Genomic DNA, 19,098 nt, shown 5'->3' with positions numbered 1-19,098 from the left:
TCGTCCGGGTTCCCCTTCCGGCTATGCGGCGGCGAAGATCGGGGCGAAGAACGCGGCGAGTTCGGCGGTCGCGGCAAGGGGAAGGACGTTCGCGACGTACTGGTCCGGCCGGACCACCACGACCGCGCCGCCGGGCGAAATGCCGCGGGCCGCGAAGATGTCGTCCGCCGGATCCGCCGCGTACACCTTTTCGTAGTCGATCAGCGAGAAGGGGCCGGTGCGGGGGAGGAAGATCTCCGGGACCTCGCCGAGATCGATTTCCTCATAGGGTTGCGGGTAAACGACTTTCACGTCGAACCAGGCGTCGATGTCCAGGTTCTTCGGCGTGTGCGCCACGACCGGGGAATTCTCCGCGCTGCCCAGCCACGCGGCGAATTCGGCGAGTTCGGCGCCCGAATCGGGTGCGGCGGGGGCGAAAACGTAGACGCGCCACCGGCCGTCGGCTTGGGCGTGGTGTCCTAAGTGGACGACGTTCGCGTCGCACACCCGCATGACGGGGGCCGACTTGAACCGCTTGCCGATCGGGAAACCGGTCGCCAGGTCCTGGTGGTCCGGCCGGGCGATGAGCACCGAAGGCTGGTAGCACGTCATGAACCCGGACGGGAACTCGAAGGTCTTCACGTAGAATTCTTCCAGTTCCGCCGGATCGGCCAGGTCTTCCGGCCGGGCCGCCATCAGCGTCGACCATTCCTTGTCGAAGTCGATGAGGTTTTTCGCGATCAGCTGGCGTTCCGCGGAATAGGTGGACAGCAGCGAAGCGGGACCGCGGCCGTCGAGGACGTGGCCGAGTTTCCAGCCGAGGTTGAACCCGTCCTGCATCGAGACGTTCATGCCCTGCCCGGCTTTCGCGCTGTGCGTATGGCAGGCGTCGCCGGTGATGAAAACACGCGGCAGCCGGGTTTCGCCGACGGGAACGTCGTCGAATTTGTCAGTGAGCCGGTGGCCGACCTCGTACACGCTGTGCCAGGCGACGGTCTTCACGTCCAAAGTGTAGGGACGCATGATCGCGTTGGCGCGCGCGATGATTTGGTCGATCGTCGTCTTGCGCACCGCGCCGTGATCGTCCTCGGGCACCTCACCGAGGTCGACGTACATCCGGAACAGCGACCCTCCTTCGCGCGGGATCAGCAGGATGTTGCCGCCGTCGTGGGACTGGATAGCGCATTTCGTGCGAATGTCCGGGAAATCGGTGACGGCGAGGACGTCCATCACGCCCCAGGCGTGCAAAGCCTGGTCGCCGACGAGTTTCCGGCCGATCGCCTCGCGCACCGCGCTGCGCGCACCGTCGCAGCCGACCACGTATTTCGCCCGGACCACGCGATTCTCGCCGGTGCGCGGGCCGGTGGTGTGCCGCAGCGTGACGGTCACCGGGTATTCGTCGCCCTCGGTGATGGCCAGCGACTGGAATTCCAGGCCGAAATCGGGCTTCATCCGGCTCGGCGAATGGGCCATGTACTCGGCGAAATAGTCCTGCACGCGCGCCTGGTTCACGATGAGGTGCGGGAATTCGCTGATCCCGGTGGGGTCGTCGGGCACGCGCGACGAGCGGACGATGCGTTTCGGGTCGGCGGGATCGGGTTTCCAGAACGACATCGTGGTGATCCGGTACGCCTCTTCGACGATCCGGTTCGCGAAGCCGAAGGCCTGGAACGTTTCGACGCTGCGCGCCTGGATCCCGTCCGCCTGCCCGACCTCGAGCCGTCCGCCGCGGCGTTCCACGATGCGCGTGGCGACGTTCGGGAACCGGGACAGCTGCGCGGCGGTGATCATGCCCGCGGGGCCGGTGCCCACGATCAGCACGTCGACCTCGTCCGGCAGTTCCTCGGGCCGGTCGATCCCGGTTCCGGCGGCGGGCAGGACGCGCGGTTCGCCGGAAACGTAGCCGTGGTGGTGGAACTGCATGGGGTTTCCTCACCTCACTGTGAGCACTGCGAAGCGGCAACGTGTTCGATAATAGAACTCGTTGTTCAATTATTGAGTGCATCGATGCTAAGGTGGGCCGCTCCGGTGCACAAGACCCCGCGGGGAAGGACCGAGTCGTGACGGAAGCCAAGCAAGCGGCCGGGTCGCAGACGTTGTCGCGCGGGCTCACCGCGCTGGAAGTGCTCGCCGACGCCGATACGCCGCTGTCGATCGGCGAGCTGGCCGCGCGGCTCGGGCTGCACCGGTCGATCACCTACCGGATCGTGCGCACGCTCGAGGACCACGGCCTGGTCGTGCGCGGCGCGAACGGAGAGCTGGAACTGGGTGCGCGGCTGGCGGCGTTGGCGCGCAACGTTTCCCGCGATCTGCAGTCCACCGCGCTGCCCGAACTGACCGTGCTCGCCAACGAACTGGGCATGACGGCGTTCCTGGCAACGCTGGACGGCGAGGATTCCGTCGTCACGCTGGCCAGCGTCGAGCCGCGGCAGGCGACGGCGGCGGTGGCGCAGCGGCCGGGCAGCCGTCATCCGATCACCGACGGCGCACCGGGGCGCGCGATCCTGCAGCAGCTGCGCGGGGAGAAGGCGCCGTACGAAACGAGTCATGACGAGGTGATCCCCGGGCTGTCGTCGATCGCGGTGCCGCTCGCGGTGCCCGGGCAGCATCCGGCCGCGCTCGCGGTGGTGTATCTGACCGGCCCGGCTGATATCTCTGCGATCGGGGAGCGGCTGGCGCGGTCGGCCGAGGTGATCCGGGCCGAACTGCATCCGTAATGGACGCGGTGGACAGCGGCCGGGCGCGGGAAGCACGATGGCGACCGTGGTACAGACGACGCGCTTCGCCCGCTTCCCGCTCGGACACTTCCCGACCCCGCTGGAACCGCTGGACCGGCTCGCTGCGCGGCTGCGCGAACGCCACCGCGACGTTCCGGACCTCTGGATCAAGCGCGATGACTGCACCGGATTGGCGACCGGCGGCAACAAAACGCGCAAGCTGGAATTCCTCGTCGGCGACGCGCTCGCCCGCGGCGCCGACACGCTGATCACCCAGGGCGCGACGCAGTCCAACCACGCCCGGCAGACCGCCGCGGCCGCCGCGCGCGCCGGGCTGTCCTGCAAACTGCTGCTGGAACAACGCCAGGTGCGCGACGAGGAGTACGAGAATTCCGGCAACGTGTTCCTCGACGAACTGCTCGGCGCGGAGATCGTGGACCGAGTACCGGCCGGAACTGATATGTCAGCGGCGATGGAAGACGTGGCGGCGAAGCTGCGCGCGGAGGGACGGCGGCCGTACGTGATCCCGGGCGGCGGCTCGAACCCGATCGGCGCGCTCGGGTACGTCCAGTGCGCGCTGGAGCTGGACGCCGCGCCGGTCCCGGTCGATTGGGTCGTGCACGCGACCGGCAGCACCGGCACCCAGGCCGGACTCGTCGCCGGACTGCGCGCGGTGCACAGCCCGGCGAAGGTGCTCGGCGTGAGCGTGCGGCAGCCGGAAGCGCGGCAGATCGACGCGGTGCACGCGCTGGCCGGCCGGACGGCGGAGCTGATCGGCGCCGAGGTGTCCCGCGACGACGTGCTGGTGGACGACCGCTGGGTCGGCGAGGGCTACGGCGTGCCGACCCAGTCCATGGTGGACGCGGTGCGGCTGCTCGCCGAAACCGAAGGCATCCTGCTGGACCCGGTGTACTCGGGGAAGGGCTTCGCGGGCTTGCTCGGCGCGATCGCGGAGGGCCGGTTCGCCGCGACCGATCGCGTCGTGTTCGTGCACACCGGCGGCGTCGCCGGACTGTTCGGCTACCGGTCGGCCTTCTCGTGATCGCGGGGATCCTCGGCGGCATGGGTCCCGCGGCGACCGCGGAGTTCTACGCGAAACTCGTCGCGCGCACGGCCGCGGAACGCGACCAGGACCATCTGCGGGTGGCGATCTGGGCGGACCCGACGGTGCCGGACCGGGTGGCGGCGGTCCTCGACGGCAGCACCGACCCGTATCCGGCTTTGCTCGCCGGAGCGGAAAAACTGCGCGATCTCGGCGCGAACCTCATCGCGATTCCGTGTCACACCGCGCATTTCTTCCTGAACCGGCTGGCGGCCGAGAGCGGTGTGCCGTTCGTGGACATGATCGCGGAAACCGCGGATTACCTCGCCGGACGGACGGGTCCGGTCGGGCTGCTCGGCACTCGCGGGACGATCGCCGCCGGGCTGTACCAACGCGGGGTGCCCGGCGTCGAGTGGACAGTGCCGTCCGAAACGGGGCAGCGGAACGTCGATGCCGCGGTCGCGGCGGTGAAACGCGGCGACCTGGCAGGCGGAGCGGAGCATTTCGACCGGGCGCTGGCCGACGTCGACGCGCCGTTGTCGGTGCTGGCGTGCACAGAACTTCCGTTGGTGGCGGGGCAGGCGGCCGGAGTCCTGGACCCGACGGACCTGCTCGCCGACGCGATGATCCGCCGCTGCGGGGGAAAACCGGTCGACGCCCGGCCGTCCGGCTGACAGAGTCCGGCCATGACTGATCTGCTGACCGCCGCGGATGTGCAGCTCATGCAGGGTCTCGCGCAGCGGATCACCGCCGTGCGGCCGGAACTCGTCAACAGCGACGCGTCCTACGGCGAACTGGCCTGGAACTGGGGCAGAGCGCACGCCGCCCAAGGGGCGAGCTGGGTCCGCCGGCTGTGCTTCGCCGGGGACGACCTGGTCGCGTGGGGCTGGGCGCACCTGCCCCGGAGCGTGCGGCGCAGCGACGGGTCGGTCAAAGACATCACCGGCGCGTATCTGGCATATCAGGTCCATCCCGAACACGCCGAGCTGGTGGACGAGGTGATCGGCTGGTTCGACGCCACCGCCGACGGCCTCGAACGTACCGTGCTGCCCGGCGCGGCGGACAAGTTCGGCTTGGAACGCTGGGCGGCACACGGCTACCGGCCCGATCCGGACGGCCTCGGCGACACCGGATCCTGGACGCAGCTCAACGAACGCGCTCTCGAGGTGCTCGAAAAACCGTTGCTGCCGGACGGATTCCGCTTCCGCACCGCTGCCGAAGCCGGACCGGAGGCAGCCGTGCAGGCGCACCTGGCTGCGTGGGAAGCCAGCTCGTACTCGCTGGAGAGCTACGAGGGCGTCCGCGCGACCCCGGCGTATCGCGGCGACCTGCACGTCCTGGTCGAAGCACCGGACGGGACGATGGCGGCGTCCACGATCATGTGGCTCGACGAGGCGAACAAGACCGTCGAATTCGAGCCGGTCGGCACCCATCCGGACTACCGGCGGCGCGGGCTGGGCCGCGCGATGCTGCTGCACGGCATGGACCGCGCGCGGGCGGCCGGAGCCACCCACGCGACGGTCGCTTGCCTCGGCGCGCCGGGACGTCCGGCGGCGCGCGGGTTGTACTACAGCGTCGGATTCCGGGAGATCTCGCGGGACGTGCCGCTGCTCAAGCCTGCGTGAGCGGCGGCTGGCCCATCCGCATCGCGCCGAACTTCGCGGACCTCCGGACCGCCTCGAAACCGTAGTCGAGCATCGCGCTCTCGTACTCCCGCAGCGCCGGGAGGAGGTCGGCACCAGGCTCGGTGAGTTTTCTGGTGAGCAGTTCGGCGTCCCGCAGCGCGATGTTCGCGCCGACGCCGACCGCGGGGCTCATCGCGTGGATCGCGTCGCCGAGCAGCGTCACCGGCGTGGTCGGCCACGGCTCGATCGGCACGCTGGTGCGCATGAAAATGGGGAACACCGTCCCGGGATCCGCGAGGGCCAGCAGTTCGCTCGCCCGCGGATTCCACGTGCGGGCCAGCGAAACCGTCATCTCCCGCAACTCGAGTCCGGTGGCGGCGCGGAGTTCGTCGTCGGAGTACGGCAGCAGTTCGGTGCGGGCGGCGAGCAGGCACATCACGTAGTCGCCGGTGTCGGTCAGGCCCGGCAGCGAGGCCGGACGCCGGGAGTGGACCGGGGCGATGCCGATGTGCTGGTGGTCCGGGCCGACGAGCCCGCGGTAGAGCCCGAACCATTCGTCGGGGATCAGCTCGGCGGTCTCGCGGGTGAGCGGAAAGCGGCCGTACAGGATGCGCACGCCGGTGTCGATCACGCGGGCGTGCGGGAGATAGTGCCGGCGTAGCACGGAATTCACGCCGTCGGCGGCGACCAGGACGTCGGCGGACGCGGCCGATCCGTCGGCGAAGGTCGCGGTGACGGCGCCGTCCAGGCGGTATCCGGTGCACTCGCGGCCGAACTGCACGACATCGTCCAGGCCGTGCAGGAGGATCTCCCGCAGGGTGAGGCGGTTGATCGAGACATTGCGCTCGACGGGTTCCTCCGGCGGCGTCCCGGTGAGGTAGCTGGTACGCGACGGCGTCGAACTGGCATCCCAGATCGCCTGGCTGAGATGCGCGGGAAGCAGCCGGTCGAGGGCGTCGAGACCGTCGGGGTCGAGCCGCAGGCGATACCCCTGCCGCCGGCCGGCCGCTGAGATATCCCGTTCGCAGACTGTCACGGCAACCCCGGCGCGGTGCAATCCCTGCGCGAGCGCGAGACCGCCGACGCCGGCTCCGATGATCAGGACGCGAAGTTTTCCGGGCACAGCGAATTCCCCTTCTGGATACGGGACACGGGGACGTGCTGGACGCACCGGAGAGGTGCGGGTACGAGCGCGACGCGCCGCCCGGACTACCCACCGGGCCGTGGCTTTCGACGTCCTGGGCCACCCTAGCTTTTTCCGGAAGCGGATTGTCAAGGACCGATTTCCGCCTAGGCTGGAAGCATGTGCGCGACCGGGCCGGAGATCCGCGGGCCGCGGGTGGACCTGCTGACCGCCCCGGATTGCCCGCACGCCGAGGCGGCGCGGGCGCTGGTCGCCGAATGCCTCGCCGCGAGCGGCCTCGAGGCCGCGGTGGTCGAACGCGTCGGCCGGTACCGCTCTCCGACGATTCTGGTCGACGGGGTGGACGTGATGGGAACGGCCGAATCGGTCGCGGGAGCCGCGTGCCGGCTCGACGTGCCGACCCGGGAGCGGGTGCTCGCCGCGCTGTCCGCTGCCGCCGTGGAAGCCTGACCGGAAGCCGGCGCGGTCCGCGAGTTGTCTTCGCGGCACTCGTCGCCCTGGTCTACATTACAGATGTAATGTAGGGTCGGTCCGACTTCGGCCGAGGAGGTGCGGATGAGCCGGTCCGGAACCCCGGACGACCCGGCCGGGACGAAGCTCGCGCTGCGCCGGGCGGCGGTCGGCGTGGTCGCTTCGGAAGGGCTGCGCGGTCTCACCTACCGGGCGGTCGCCCGGGCGGCGGGCTGCACCACCGGCGCGGTCCAGCACCATTTCTCCTCGATCGACGACCTCCTCCAGTCCTCTTTGGACCTGGTGCTGGAGGAAAGCGCGGAAAACGGCCTGATCGGCGCCCGCACCGGCGTCTACGCGGACGGTCCCGAGGTGCGCCAGCGGTTCCGGGACAGCGCGGACCTGCAAGTGTTCCAGTACCAGCTGGTCGTGGAGGCGGCGCGGCGGCCCGAATTGCGGCCGGTCGTGCGGCGGCTCTACGACGGCTATCTCGCCGCGGTCGGCAAGGAGCTGTCGGCCGGCGGCGGGCTGGCCCAGCTCGTGTTCTACGCCCTCGACGGAATGTTCCTGCACCAGGCGGCGGATCCGGACGTCGATCCGGGCCCGGCGCTCGAAGCCCTGCGCGGCCTGCTCGCGGCCGCGCGGTAACCGAACCTCGCCGCACCCCGGTCGCGCACGGCGCGGCCGGGGTCGAAGTGTTGCCGAATGCCGTTGCGCGGCAAGATCTTCCCACTGTCCTTTTCGGAATTTCCCGGCCGCTCAAGGTGTTGACTTAATCAACACCCGGGGGCACACTCGGCGCATCCCCGAACCCGCCGAACCGAAAGGCGCACCGATGCCCGACACCGCCGCCGCGACGTTGCTGATCGACGGCCGCTGGCAGTCCGCCCCGGCGACCTTCGACGTCGTCGACCCCGCGAGCCTCGCCGTCCTCGGCCAGGCCGCCGACGCGGGGCCCGGGCAGGCGCGGGACGCGCTGGCCGCGGCCGCGCGCGCCGCCCGGGGCTGGGCGGACACCGATCCGGAGACCCGCAGCGGCCACCTGCGCGCCGCGGCCGCCGGAATCCGCGCGCGGCAAAGCGAACTGGCCGCGTTGCTGAGCCGCGAGAACGGGAAACCGCTCGCCGAGGCGAACGGCGAACTCGCCGGAGCCGCCCGGATGCTGGAGTGGGCGGCGGAGGAGGGCCGCCGCGCGTACGGGCGGGTCACCCCGGCGAACGCGGCCGGCCCGGGGCTCGTGCTGCGCGCTCCGGTCGGCCCGGTGCTCGCGATCACGCCGTGGAACTTCCCGGCCAGCATGCTGATCCGCAAGGTCGGCCTCGCGCTCGCCGCGGGCTGCCCGGTCCTCGCGAAACCGGCCGAGCAAACCCCGCTGATCGCCACCGCGCTGCTGGAAATCGTGCAGGACACCGGATTGCCGGACGGCGTGCTGCAGTCGCTGACCACCACGCGGCCTGCCGAACTCGTCGGGGAACTGCTGGCCGACCGGCGGTTGCGCAAGGTCAGTTTCACCGGTTCCACCGAGGTCGGGCTGGGCCTGCTGCGCCAGACCGGCGACATTCTCCGCCGCACGTCGCTCGAAATGGGCGGGCATTCCCCGGCGATCGTGTTCGAGGACGCCGATCTCGAAGCGGCCGCGGCGGGCGTCGTCGCCGGGAAGTTCTTCAACGCCGGGCAGAGCTGCACGGCGGTGAACCGGTTGTACGTTCACGAAAGCGTCCGCGACGACTTGCTTTCCTTGATCGAAAAGAAAACCGCCGCGCTGAAGGTCGGCCGGGGCGACGCCGAGGGCACCGACGTCGGGCCGTTGATCGACGAGGCCGGGCTGGCGAAGGTGGAGAACCAGGTCGCGGACGCGGTCGGCAAGGGCGCGCGCGTGCTCGTCGGCGGCCGCCGATGGACGGATTCCGCGCTGCCGGGCCATTTCTTCGAGCCCACGGTGCTGGCCGACGTCACGCCGGACATGCTCATCAGCCGTGAGGAAACGTTCGGCCCGGTGCTCGCGGTATCGGACTTCCGCACCGACGACGAAGCCGTCGAATTGGCCAATTCCACCGATTACGGCCTCGCCGCCTACGTGTTCGGCACCGATCTGCGCCGCATCTGGCGCACGCTCGACCGGCTCGATTTCGGCGTGTTCGGCGTCAACGACCCGGCACCGGTGCGTCCGGAACTTCCGTTCGGCGGCCAGAAGAACTCCGGCCAGGAACGCGAAGGCGGGGCCGAAGGCATCGAGGCCTACACCGAGACCAAAGCCGTCGCTCTGCGGTTCTGAACCGCTCCCCGAAAGGAATCCGCATTGACCACCGCCGAACTCGCCGCCGCCGACCGGCGCGCCCTCATCCATCCGCACACCGTCATCGGCGACCCGGCCGAACCACTCGTCCTCGACCGCGGCGAAGGCGCGCTGCTGTGGGACACCGACGGAAAGCAATACCTCGACGGCACCTGCGGCCTCTGGCAATGCCCGGTAGGCCACGGCCGCACCGAACTCGCCGACGTCGCCGCCGAACAGATCCGCAAGCTGGAGTTCTACTCGTCCTTCGGCGACTACTCCAACGCGCCGTCGATCCGCCTCGCCGAACGCCTGCTGTCGCTCGCCCCGGCCGGGCTGGAGCGCGTTTTCCTCACCAACGGCGGTTCGGAGGGCAACGAAACCGCGATCAAACTCGCCCGGCTCGCCTTCCACCACGCGGGCTCGCCGGAACGCACCGTGGTGCTGGCCCGGCACGGCGGCTACCACGGCATGGGAGGCGCGTCGCTGGCCGCGACCGGGATCGAGGGCCTGCGTGCCGGATACGGTCCGCTGCTGCCGGACGTCGAATGGCTCGGCAAACCGCACGGCCTCGAGCACGGTCCCAACGCGACTGAACTGCTGGTTGCCGAATTGGAGAAGCGCATCGAGGAGATCGGTCCACATCGGATCGCCGCGTTCATCGGGGAGCCGGTGCTCGGCGTCGGCGGAATGGTGCCGCCGCCCGAGGGCTACTGGCCGCGTGTACAGGAAGTGTTGCGCCGGCACGGGATTCTGCTCATCGTGGACGAGATCGTGACCGCGTTCGGCCGCACCGGACATTGGTTCGGCAGCGAGCATTTCGGCGTCGAACCGGACATGATCGTCACCGCTAAGGGGCTCACCAGCGGGTACATTCCGATGGGTGCGGTCCTCATTGGACGGAGGGTGCTCGAACTCGCCGAAGGCGCGACGTTCCTTCATGGTTTCACCTACAACGGCCATCCGGTCGGCTCGGCGGTCGCGCTGGCGAATCTCGACCTGATCGAAAAGGAGAACCTGCTCGAACGCGCCACCGTCCTCGGCGCCCGGCTGCGCGCCCGGCTCGATCCGCTCGCCGAACTGCCGCACGTGCGCGAGGTCCGCGGCGTCGGCCTGATGCTCGGCATCGAGTTCGCGGACCGGCCCACCGCGCCGGTGCAGGCGGGCTGCCGCGCGGACGGCGTGGTGGTCCGCGCGTCCGGGACCAGCATCGTGCTGTCCCCGCCGCTGGTGATCACCGAGGACCAGATCGACACGCTGGCCGACGTGCTGGGCAAGCACGTCGCGGCCGCGGCGAGCTGACGGAGGGGCCATGAGACGCCGGATGCCGACGCTGTTGTCCGCCGCGCTTCTGCTCGCCACCGCCGGCTGCGCGATTTCCGAGGGCGGCCCGAACTCGCTCGTGTTCGTTTCCTACGGCCAAGGCGCGTACCAGGCGGGCCAGCGCGCGGCGTGGTTCGACCCGTACGAGCAGCGGACCGGGACCACGGTCACCCTCGACGGCCCGTCGAGCAACGCCAAGCTCAAGGCGATGGTCGAGGCGGGGAAGGTGACCTGGGACGTCGTCGACACCGACGCGTCCGCGGCCGCCGCGGTGTGCGGGAGCCTCCTGGAGCCCATCGACATGGGGGCGCAGGCCGCCGGGTTCCCGGAAGGCTCGCTCACCGACTGCGGAGTGCCGGACGCCTTCTTCGGCATGATGCTGATGTACGACTCCAAGGTCTACGGCCAGCATCCGCCGACGAAACTCGCGGATTTCTTCGACCCCGAGCAGTTCCCCGGCCGCCGCATCATCTACGGCGGCGATCCGAGCGTCGGCACGATCGAGGCCGCGCTGCTGGCCGACGGCGTGCCGCGAGACCGGCTGTATCCGCTGGACCTGCCCCGGGCGCTGCGGATGTACGACCGGATCCGGCCGCAGCTGTCCATCAGCAGCACGTACGGCGACCAGCAGCAGCGCATGGCCGGCGGGCAGGCGGATCTGGCGCTGATTGTCAGCGCCCGGGCGTTCTCGCTGCTCAAGGCGGGGGCGACGAACTGGAAGGTGGTGCCTGACATCCCAGTGCCGGTGACCTGGGATGTCTTGGTGGTGCCGAAGGGGACGGCACGCGCCGAGGAGGCGAAGAAACTCATCCGCTTCGCCTCGCAACCGGCGCAAGCGGCGGACTTCGCCGCGCGGGCGGGCGTGGGACCGGCCAACACGGCCGCCCCCGCCGCCCGTTCGGAGATCGGCCGCCAGCTCGACATCTGGGGCGAGGGCAAGGAGGACTTGCGAGTGCTCAGCAACGTGCGTTATTGGGCGGCGAACCGGCCCGCGCTGGTGAAGGCGTGGTCGGATTGGACGACCGGATGACCGCCGCGGCGACGAGACCCCCGGCCGTGCCGCGGGCCGGGTCCGGAAAACGGCGGACCTCGTGGCTGCTGCTGCCCGCTGCGGCGGTGGTGCTGGTGTTCTTCTTCTATCCGCTGGCCGTGATCCTGTGGCGCAGCTTCACCGAACCGTCGTTCGGGATCGGCAACTACCTGGCGGTGCTGGGCGATGAGGTGCAGCTCCGGGTGCTGCTGCGGACGTTGCGGACCGCGCTGATCATCACCGCGGCCACGCTCGTCATCGGCTACCCCTACGCGTACGCGATGACGCTCGTCGGCCGCCGCGCGCGGTCGGTGCTGACGCTGCTGGTGCTGATGCCGTTCTGGACCAGCCTGATGGCGCGCAACTTCGCCTGGTACGTGCTCGAACAGCGCGGTGGCGTCCTCGACAAGGCGCTGTCGGCGATCGGCTTCGACGGCGTCGTGCTGCTGGGTTCGGTAGCCGGCGTGACGGTCGCGATGGTGCAGGTGATGCTGCCGTTCATGGTGCTGCCGCTGCAAAGTTCGATGCTGAGCATCGACCGCAGCCTGCTCCACGCGGCGGGCAGCCTCGGCGCGCGGCGGCCGGTGGCGTTCCTGCGGGTGTACCTGCCGCTGTCGATGCCGGGCGTGCTGGCCGGGGTGTCGGTGGTGTTCATCATGTCGCTGGGCTTCTACATCACCCCGGCGCTGCTCGGCACGCCGCAGCAGGCGCTGGTCGCGCAGGTGATCGGCACCCAGGTCAACGACCTGCTGGACTTCGCGGGCGCCGGTGCGCTCGGGACGATCCTGCTGGTCGTCACGCTCGTGGTGCTCGCCGTGCTCAGCCGCGTGGCCGCGCCGCTGGGCACCAGTGCGGCCGGAGGTGCCGGCCGTGGCTGACAAGCCGTCCATCAGCAGGGCCGCCGCGGTGCGGCAGCGCAGCCTCGGCTGGGGCTTGCGGGTGTGGGTCGTCCTCGTGGCGTTCGTGCTCGTCGCGCCGACGCTCGTGGTGATCCCGATGAGCTTCGGCGCGGGCTCGACGTTCGAGTTCCCGCCGAAGGACTGGTCGTGGCACTGGTACGCGGAGTTCTTCACCAGCAAGCAATGGCTGGCCGCGCTGGCGAATTCCGTGCAGGTCGGCCTGCTCGCGGCGGCGCTGGCGACGGTGCTCGGCGTGGCGGCCGCGCTGGCGCTCGACCGGATGCGCGGGGGCGTCGTGAGGCAGCTGCTGATGGCTCCGATGATCCTGCCCGGCGTCGTGGTGGCGGTCGCGATCTACGGGGTTTTCCTGCGCTGGCAGCTGAACGGCACGATGCTCGGTTTCGTGCTGGCGCACGCGGTGCTGGGGCTGCCGTTCGTGCTCACGTCCGTGCGGACGAGCCTGGCCGGGTACGACCCGACCATGGAGAAAGCCGCGGCCAGCCTCGGCGCGCCCCGGCTCACGACGCTGCGCAAGGTCGTGCTCCCGATCATCGCGCCCGGCGTGCTGTCCGGATTCGTGTTCGCCTTCGCCACGTCGTTCGACGAGGTCGTGGTCGCGTTGTTCCTGCAGACGCCCGCGATCAAGACGCTGCCGGTGAAAATGTACGAATCGATCGTGCTGGAAATCGACCCGACGATCGCCGCGGCGTCGAGCCTGATCGTCGTGTTCACCACCCTTCTGCTGTTCGTCCCCGCTGTTCTGCGCCGAAAAGAGCACTCATGACTGACGGAATCGCGACCGCACACGTGACGAAGGCTTATCCCGGCGTCGACCGGCCCGCCGTGGACGACGTTTCGCTGCACATCGCCGACGGCGAGTTCATGACCTTCCTCGGCCCGTCCGGTTCGGGCAAGACGACCATGCTGTCGATGATCGCCGGGTTCACCCCGCTCACGTCCGGATCGATCACTGTGGACGGTCAGGAGATCTCGCGGCTCAAACCGCACCGGCGGAATCTCGGCGTGGTTTTCCAGCAGTACGCGCTGTTTCCGCACCTGTCGGTGGCACGCAATGTCGCTTTTGGACTGACCCAGCGCAAGGTGCCGAAACCGGAGATCGCGCGGCGGGTGGACGAGGTGCTGGAACTGGTCGGGCTCACCGCGGTGCGGGACCGGTTGCCGCGCCAGCTTTCCGGCGGTCAGCAGCAACGGGTCGCCTTGGCGCGGGCGGTGGTGTACGAACCGCGCGCGCTGCTGATGGACGAGCCGCTGGGCGCGCTGGACAAGAAACTGCGCGATCAGCTGCAGCGCGAAATCGCCCGGATGCACCGGGAATTGGGAATGACGTTCCTCTTCGTGACGCACGACCAGCAGGAGGCGCTTACCTTGTCGGACCGGATCGCGGTGTTCAACGACGGCCGGATCGAACAGGTCGGCACGCCGGAGGAATTGTACGAGCGGCCGAAAACATTGTTCGTCGCGCAATTCGTAGGGGAGTCCAACGCGTTGTCGCTCACGCCGGGGGAGGTGACGATCGTGCGGCCGGAACGGTTGACCCTGCACACTTCCGCGGATCCAGTCCCGAGTGGACATCAGCGGGCGAGCGCGCGGGTGACCGACATCGTGTACGTCGGGGATCACACGCGGATCTGGTTGCGGTACTCCGACGGTGCCCGCGGTTGTGCGGTGCTGTCGGCCGGGGTCGCGCACGACCATCGACCGGGGGACGAGGTGATCGTCGCGTGGCATCCGGAGCATCAGGCCGTGGTGCCGAGCGGCGACGTTCCGGAATTGGCGGCGGTATGACTGAGGATCTGCTGCTGCGCGGCGGGGTAGTCCGGACTTTCGACCCCGCGATCGGAACGGTTTCCGCGGTGCTGATCTCGGACGGCCGCATCGCCGCGGTCGGCGACGACCAGACAGTTTCCGCCGCCGCGGCGCCGGACGCACGGGTCGTCGAGCTGGCCGGCCGGACTGTCCTGCCTGGACTGAACGACGCGCATCTGCACCTGGCCTTCCACGCGGCCGCAGGCCCGGAGTTCTGTGTGGACCTTTCCGCCGTCTCGGACCTGGCTTCGCTGGCCCGTGCGCTGGCGGACGCGTCGCCGGGGGAGTGGATCGTCGGCCGCGGCTGGCGGGAAACGACGATCGCCGAGTTCGCCGACGGTCGAGCGGCGCCGACCCGCGCCTGGCTCGACGGGGTGACCGGCTCGAAACCGACGGTGCTGCATCACGCGTCGTCCCACGAGGTGTGGGCGAACAGCGCGGCGCTCGCCGGTGCCGGAATCACCGCCGCGACCCCGGATCCGGAAGCTGGGGAGATCGTCCGGGACGCCGCCGGGGAGCCGACCGGCGTGCTCGTGGAGAGCGCGCAGGAACTGGTCGCTTCGCTGGTGCCGCAGCCGAGCCGGTCCGTCCGGCTGGATTCGATCGTGCGCGGCATGGAACGGCTGAACGCGCTCGGGATGACGAGCGTGACCGACCCGATCGTCCCGCCGGACCTGTGGCAGGACTACCGCGACCTGCACGCCGCCGGCCGGCTGCGACTGCGGATCACCGCGCTGCTGCACTGGAACTGGCCGTCGCCGGCGACTTCGGCCGCCTCGCTGGCGCAGCTGCTGGACGAGACGGACTTTTCCGTCGGCGACGACCTGCTGCGGATCGGCGGCATCAAGCTGTTCGCCGACGGGGTGCCGACGCACTGCACCGCGTGGATGCACTCGGCGTACCCGTCCGGCGGGCACGGAAGCCTGGTGACCTTCGGCCCGGACGACGAGGCGCGGGTCCGTGAGCTGCACGAACTGATCCGGGTCGCGCACGTGCGCCGGGTGCGGGTGCAGGTCCACGTGACCGGCGACCGGGCCGCGGACGCGGTAGTCGACGCGATCGAGGCGGCCCAGGCGGCCGACCCTTGGCCAGCCGCCCGGCACGCGCTGATCCACGGCACTTTCCTGTCCGCCGCGGTGCTCTCCCGCCTGGCGCGGTCCGGGATCGGAGTCATCACCAGCTCGCTGATGCGGACCTACAGCGGCCCGTCGATGGTCCGGGTGCTGGGCGAGGCTCGCTGGGCCGACGCGTTCCCCGCGCGAGCCCTGCTGGACCACGGCGTGGTGGTCGCCGACAGCTCGGACGCCCCGGTGACCGTGCCGGACTGGCGCCGCGGCGTGGCCACCTTCACCGGTTCGCCCGGGCCAAACGCCTACGCCGCCGTGGCCAGCCCGCTCACCAGGGAGGAAGCGCTGCGGTTGTGGACCACCGGCCCGGCGTGGCTGGAACACGCGGAGGGCGCCAAGGGCACTCTCCGCGTCGGATCCCTCGCCGACCTGGCGGTTTTTGCCCACGATCCGGTCACCGCGGCGGAGGCGGAGTTGCTGAGCGTACGGTCGGATCTGACTGTGCTCGGGGGACGGATCGTGACAGAGTGAGGTTTCGTGTACAGCAGCAATACGGACGCCGACCGCGGCGCTTTCGTGTGGATGGTGAAGAACGCCGTCGTCCCGCGGCCGATCGCGTGGGTCAGCACGGTGGACGGCGAGGGCGTGCGGAATCTCGCGCCGTTCAGCTACTTCGCGCCGCTGACGATGGACCCGCCGACGGTGGTCTTCTCGATTTCGGAAGCGACAAAGGACACTCTGGCCAACGTTGAGGCGCGGGGCGAGTTCGCGATCACGATAGCGCTGAGCGGCCAGGAGGAGTTGGTCGCGCGCACTGCGTCCACAGTGGACTCCTCAGTGGACGAAGCGGAACAGGTCGGGTTGTCGTGGACGCCCGGGGTGCGGATCGCCGTGCCGCATCCCGCGGGGGCGGGCCCGACCCTGGAATGCACGCTGGTGAAGATCGAGGAATTCCGCGGCGCGCACCTGGTGTTCGGCGAGGTGGTCGGAGTAGCGGTGGACGACCGCCTGCTGCGCCCGGACGGCCGCCTGGACCAGGACGTGTACCGGCCGGTGGGCCGCATGGGCGGCGCGACGTTCACCCGGGTGGACAACTGGGTGCGGGTGCCGATTCCCGCTCCGGAGGAGTTCCTGGCCGGAGGTCAGCACTCGGACGCGGGCAGCTGACCCTGCCGGCAGGCCGATTCGCGCTGGACTTCGCCGGAGGTCCTCGGCCGGCCGGGGCCGCCGGGGTCGAGGTAGCCCTGGTATTCCTTGCAGCGCGGGTTGAACTTGCCCGCGGTGACCGCGCGGAGGCCGCAACCGGGACTGGTCGCGGGATCGCGCCGTTTGGTTTTCGGCGTGGTGGTCTTCGGCGCGCGGGTCGCTTTGGCCGGGGTTGAGGCAGCCGGCGGTGCGGTGGCCGGGACTGCCGCGGCGGACGGAGCTGGTTCCGGAGTGAGCTGGCTCGTCGGCGGTGCTCCGGCGACGGCGTGCTGGGCAGGCGGATGCCCGGTGCACCCGGCCAGCGCCAAGACCAGCGCGACGGCGGCGGCGAGGCGGGTCCGGGTCATGCCAGGAAGACGGTCCCCGGTCCGTGATCGTTACCGCGCTTTCGCGTAGCCTCGACCCGGTCCGCACCTGAGCAGGGAGGTTCCCGTGGCCGACGCAACCCTCTCCGGGGTCCTCGACCGGCTCGCGGAGCTGCACGACCCCAAGATCCGGGCCGTCAACGAGAACCACGGCGACGACCACAGCGTCAACCTCGGCAAGCTCCGCGCCCTCGCCAAAGAACTCAAAGCCCAGCCCGACCTCGCCCGCGAGCTGTGGCGGACCGGCGACACCAACGCCCGTCTGCTGGCTCTCCTCGTCGCGCGGCCGACGCAGTTCGACCGTGCCGACCTCGACACGATGCTGCGCGAAGCGGGCACCCCCAAGGTCCACGACTGGCTCCTCGCGAACATCGTCAAGAAGAGCCGCCACGCCGAGGACCTCCGCGTGGCCTGGCTCGACGACCCCGATCCGGTCGTGGCGAGCGCGGGCTGGGCGCTGACCGCGGATCGCGTCGCCAAGAAACCCGACGGGGTGGACCTTTCCGGGCTGCTCGACGTCATCGAAGCCGAGATGAAAACCGCCCCGGACCGGTTGCAGTGGGCGATGAACCACTGCCTCGCCCAGATCGGCATCGAAAACCCCGGCCTGCGCGACCGCGCGATCGGCATCGGGGAGCGGCTGGGCGTGCTCAAGGCCTACCCGACGCCGCCGAACTGCACCTCGCCCTACGCGCCGGTGTGGATCGCGGAGATGGTCAAGCGGAAGGCTTGACGAAACCCTGACGAACACCGTAGTCGCCGCAATCCTTCCAGTCGCACGAGCGTGCCCTGCGAGATGATCGTCGGTTCCGCGGGCAGCCAGGCCGGCTCCGCGAAGGCCACGCGCCACACCGGGGCCGATCCGGTCGGCGAGGACCGGGACTACGGCCGTCAGGTCCGCCGAAGCGGGCCGCCAGCCGCCGTCCACGAAACCGGTGGGAGGCAGCGGCGGCTTGAGCCGAAGCCTCGGTTCGGCGGGCGGGCGGGTGGCGTCGGCATGGCGGGCTTCCGATCCCGGCCGCGGGACCGGCGAGCGGCTCGGGCGAGCTAGGCGAGCTGGCGCGAGAGGAGGATGCCGCTGCCGAGGAGGATCTCCAGCGCGGCATCGGTGCTGTCGGCGGCGGAAGCGGCGCTCAGCGCGCGTTCCGCGGCGTCCGGCGAGGCTTCCGGCGGAATCGCCAAGAGCGTCAAGTGGTGGAGGCGCGGCCCGACCACCACGACGGTGTGCTGCTGGAGGCCGAAGAATCCGGCCAGCCGCACCAGATTCGGGCCGTGCGCCAGACGGGCGGGCGCGAGGTCCCAGGCGGTCGGGTTGAAGCCGATCCGGTCCACTCGTCCGGAGCGGTCGGCGAGCGCGGCGACGAGGGCGCTGAACTCCGTGACCGGTTCTCGCGAACGAGGCCACCAGGCACCGTCGAAACAGCCTTTCGCGGCACCAGGTTCCTTGAGCCGCAACCGGTTTCCGGTCACGAGGGATTCGATCACCGGGCCGGCGGCACGGTGCTGGGGGACTGGCATCATCGGGGCGCTCCGTCCGGCGTGCGGGTGGCCCGGCGGCGGATGCCGTCGGCGCTGCGCGGCGGAAACAGGGTGCGCGCCGAAGAAGAGGGCAGGGCGTCAGCGGCGACGGTGCCGCGCTCGGCTTTCGTGCGGCTGCGGGTCGTTCCGTTCGCTGGAGGGGGCGGCGGGCTGGCGGAACAGGCCGCCGTAGCGGTCGTCCTGCGGCCGCACGAGCGCGCCGGGACGGGGCGTCTCGTCGACGGGATGGCTGAAAACGAGGGTGCTGACGAAAGTGGTGATCGGGTTTTCCTTTCCGGGTAAAGCAAGATCCGCCGGACACTGGGAATCAGGAGGCGGACGAGCCACGTCGCACCACCGCCATTCCCTGGTGGGCGCCACCGGCCGGCGCCGCGAAGCGGTTGCGGCGAGGGCGGCTCGGCGGCCTATCGGCCGCTTGGGGTGACGGTGGTGTGCCGTGGGCCCGGCTACACGCCGCGCTTTCGTCCCCGCCACGAGGGGGCTGGGCTGCCGGCACGGGATGTTCCCGGACACCACCGACGGTACACCCCTGCGTCCCGGCCGCGGGGACCGCCGAGTGCCCCGGCCGGTGCGGTGCGCCGCCGCACGAGTGCCGTTCCGGGCTTTCACC

General features: G+C 70.3%; 19 protein-coding genes. 15 read left to right on the top strand and 4 right to left on the bottom strand.

Annotation, left to right across the window (positions count from 1 at the left end; translation table 11 throughout):
- Positions 1-21: 21 nt before the first annotated feature.
- Complete coding sequence (locus F9C11_RS32900) at positions 22-1,902, bottom strand: FAD-binding monooxygenase (protein ID WP_409181251.1); 1,881 nt, start codon at positions 1,900-1,902, stop codon at positions 22-24.
- Positions 1,903-2,039: 137 nt separating this feature from the next.
- Between F9C11_RS32900 and F9C11_RS32895 the strand changes: the two genes are divergently transcribed.
- From F9C11_RS32895 to F9C11_RS32880, 4 genes are read left to right on the top strand one after another with little or no spacing between them, the layout of a single operon-like run.
- Positions 2,040-2,696, top strand: coding sequence for an IclR family transcriptional regulator (locus tag F9C11_RS32895; protein ID WP_409181250.1), 657 nt, complete (start codon positions 2,040-2,042; stop codon positions 2,694-2,696).
- 37 nt (positions 2,697-2,733) lie between these two features.
- Positions 2,734-3,738 carry a D-cysteine desulfhydrase gene (locus F9C11_RS32890; protein WP_409181249.1) on the top strand — a complete coding sequence of 335 codons (1,005 nt, stop codon included), beginning with the start codon at positions 2,734-2,736 and terminating at the stop codon, positions 3,736-3,738.
- Entirely contained in the window at positions 3,735-4,412 is a 678-nt protein-coding gene (locus F9C11_RS32885; RefSeq protein ID WP_409181248.1) for an aspartate/glutamate racemase family protein, read from the top strand. The genes F9C11_RS32890 and F9C11_RS32885 overlap by 4 nt, the downstream gene beginning before the upstream one ends.
- Before the next feature lie 12 nt (positions 4,413-4,424).
- Positions 4,425-5,363, top strand: a complete 939-nt coding sequence (locus F9C11_RS32880; RefSeq protein ID WP_409181247.1) for a GNAT family N-acetyltransferase — start codon at positions 4,425-4,427, stop codon at positions 5,361-5,363.
- Here the strand turns inward: F9C11_RS32880 and F9C11_RS32875 are convergent.
- The gene (locus F9C11_RS32875) at positions 5,350-6,486 is read right to left on the bottom strand and encodes an FAD-dependent oxidoreductase (protein WP_409181246.1); all 1,137 of its coding nucleotides are present in this window, start codon (positions 6,484-6,486) and stop codon (positions 5,350-5,352) included. The two genes, F9C11_RS32880 and F9C11_RS32875, sit on opposite strands and share 14 nt — an antisense overlap.
- A gap of 180 nt (positions 6,487-6,666) precedes the next feature.
- On the opposite strand from F9C11_RS32875, the gene F9C11_RS32870 reads away from it, so the two are divergent.
- The 10 genes from F9C11_RS32870 to F9C11_RS32825 all read left to right on the top strand — a co-directional run bounded on the left by F9C11_RS32870 (position 6,667) and on the right by F9C11_RS32825 (position 16,545).
- Positions 6,667-6,957 (top strand): alkylmercury lyase, encoded by a 291-nt coding sequence (locus F9C11_RS32870; RefSeq protein ID WP_409181245.1) that lies wholly within the window; start codon positions 6,667-6,669, stop codon positions 6,955-6,957.
- Positions 6,958-7,062: 105 nt separating this feature from the next.
- Complete coding sequence (locus F9C11_RS32865; protein WP_409181244.1) at positions 7,063-7,605, top strand: TetR/AcrR family transcriptional regulator; 543 nt, start codon at positions 7,063-7,065, stop codon at positions 7,603-7,605.
- A gap of 187 nt (positions 7,606-7,792) precedes the next feature.
- The gene (locus tag F9C11_RS32860) at positions 7,793-9,232 is read left to right on the top strand and encodes an aldehyde dehydrogenase family protein (protein WP_409181243.1); all 1,440 of its coding nucleotides are present in this window, start codon (positions 7,793-7,795) and stop codon (positions 9,230-9,232) included.
- A gap of 24 nt (positions 9,233-9,256) precedes the next feature.
- Positions 9,257-10,534 carry an aspartate aminotransferase family protein gene (locus tag F9C11_RS32855; protein WP_409181242.1) on the top strand — a complete coding sequence of 426 codons (1,278 nt, stop codon included), beginning with the start codon at positions 9,257-9,259 and terminating at the stop codon, positions 10,532-10,534.
- 10 nt (positions 10,535-10,544) lie between these two features.
- Positions 10,545-11,585, top strand: coding sequence for an extracellular solute-binding protein (locus F9C11_RS32850; protein ID WP_409181241.1), 1,041 nt, complete (start codon positions 10,545-10,547; stop codon positions 11,583-11,585).
- The gene (locus F9C11_RS32845) at positions 11,582-12,463 is read left to right on the top strand and encodes an ABC transporter permease (RefSeq protein ID WP_409187024.1); all 882 of its coding nucleotides are present in this window, start codon (positions 11,582-11,584) and stop codon (positions 12,461-12,463) included. The genes F9C11_RS32850 and F9C11_RS32845 overlap by 4 nt, the downstream gene beginning before the upstream one ends.
- Entirely contained in the window at positions 12,456-13,268 is an 813-nt protein-coding gene (locus tag F9C11_RS32840; RefSeq protein ID WP_409181240.1) for an ABC transporter permease, read from the top strand. The genes F9C11_RS32845 and F9C11_RS32840 overlap by 8 nt, the downstream gene beginning before the upstream one ends.
- The gene (locus tag F9C11_RS32835; RefSeq protein WP_409181239.1) at positions 13,265-14,290 is read left to right on the top strand and encodes an ABC transporter ATP-binding protein; all 1,026 of its coding nucleotides are present in this window, start codon (positions 13,265-13,267) and stop codon (positions 14,288-14,290) included. Before F9C11_RS32840 ends, F9C11_RS32835 begins: the two co-directional genes overlap by 4 nt.
- Positions 14,287-15,909, top strand: coding sequence for an amidohydrolase (locus F9C11_RS32830; protein WP_409181238.1), 1,623 nt, complete (start codon positions 14,287-14,289; stop codon positions 15,907-15,909). Before F9C11_RS32835 ends, F9C11_RS32830 begins: the two co-directional genes overlap by 4 nt.
- 6 nt (positions 15,910-15,915) lie before the next feature.
- Entirely contained in the window at positions 15,916-16,545 is a 630-nt protein-coding gene (locus tag F9C11_RS32825; protein WP_409181237.1) for a flavin reductase family protein, read from the top strand.
- Here the strand turns inward: F9C11_RS32825 and F9C11_RS32820 are convergent.
- Complete coding sequence (locus tag F9C11_RS32820) at positions 16,521-16,931, bottom strand: hypothetical protein (protein ID WP_409181236.1); 411 nt, start codon at positions 16,929-16,931, stop codon at positions 16,521-16,523. The two genes, F9C11_RS32825 and F9C11_RS32820, sit on opposite strands and share 25 nt — an antisense overlap.
- 85 nt (positions 16,932-17,016) lie before the next feature.
- Here F9C11_RS32820 and F9C11_RS32815 point away from each other — a divergent pair, with 85 nt between their 5' ends.
- Positions 17,017-17,682, top strand: coding sequence for a DNA alkylation repair protein (locus F9C11_RS32815; RefSeq protein ID WP_409181235.1), 666 nt, complete (start codon positions 17,017-17,019; stop codon positions 17,680-17,682).
- A gap of 314 nt (positions 17,683-17,996) precedes the next feature.
- Here the strand turns inward: F9C11_RS32815 and F9C11_RS32810 are convergent, their stop codons facing one another.
- Entirely contained in the window at positions 17,997-18,470 is a 474-nt protein-coding gene (locus tag F9C11_RS32810; RefSeq protein ID WP_409181234.1) for a DUF5994 family protein, read from the bottom strand.
- Between the last annotated feature and the right edge of the window lie 628 nt (positions 18,471-19,098).

The organism is Amycolatopsis sp. VS8301801F10, from assembly GCF_046195355.1.
Taxonomy (GTDB): Bacteria; Actinomycetota; Actinomycetes; order Mycobacteriales; family Pseudonocardiaceae; genus Amycolatopsis.
Note: the sequence above shows the minus strand (reverse complement) of the source record. Positions and strands in the feature narration are given on the sequence as shown.

Bases quoted from the DNA above. Each gene is read 5' to 3' on its own strand.
- F9C11_RS32900 (WP_409181251.1), bottom strand. From the start codon at position 1,902: ATGCAGTTCCACCACCACGGCTACGTTTCCGGCGAACCGCGCGTCCTG.
- F9C11_RS32890 (WP_409181249.1), top strand. From the start codon at position 2,734: ATGGCGACCGTGGTACAGACGACGCGCTTCGCCCGCTTCCCGCTCGGA.
- F9C11_RS32880 (WP_409181247.1), top strand. From the start codon at position 4,425: ATGACTGATCTGCTGACCGCCGCGGATGTGCAGCTCATGCAGGGTCTC.
- F9C11_RS32870 (WP_409181245.1), top strand. From the start codon at position 6,667: ATGTGCGCGACCGGGCCGGAGATCCGCGGGCCGCGGGTGGACCTGCTG.
- F9C11_RS32865 (WP_409181244.1), top strand. From the start codon at position 7,063: ATGAGCCGGTCCGGAACCCCGGACGACCCGGCCGGGACGAAGCTCGCG.
- F9C11_RS32860 (WP_409181243.1), top strand. From the start codon at position 7,793: ATGCCCGACACCGCCGCCGCGACGTTGCTGATCGACGGCCGCTGGCAG.
- F9C11_RS32850 (WP_409181241.1), top strand. From the start codon at position 10,545: ATGAGACGCCGGATGCCGACGCTGTTGTCCGCCGCGCTTCTGCTCGCC.
- F9C11_RS32845 (WP_409187024.1), top strand. From the start codon at position 11,582: ATGACCGCCGCGGCGACGAGACCCCCGGCCGTGCCGCGGGCCGGGTCC.
- F9C11_RS32835 (WP_409181239.1), top strand. From the start codon at position 13,265: ATGACTGACGGAATCGCGACCGCACACGTGACGAAGGCTTATCCCGGC.
- F9C11_RS32830 (WP_409181238.1), top strand. From the start codon at position 14,287: ATGACTGAGGATCTGCTGCTGCGCGGCGGGGTAGTCCGGACTTTCGAC.
- F9C11_RS32820 (WP_409181236.1), bottom strand. From the start codon at position 16,931: ATGACCCGGACCCGCCTCGCCGCCGCCGTCGCGCTGGTCTTGGCGCTG.
- F9C11_RS32810 (WP_409181234.1), bottom strand. From the start codon at position 18,470: ATGATGCCAGTCCCCCAGCACCGTGCCGCCGGCCCGGTGATCGAATCC.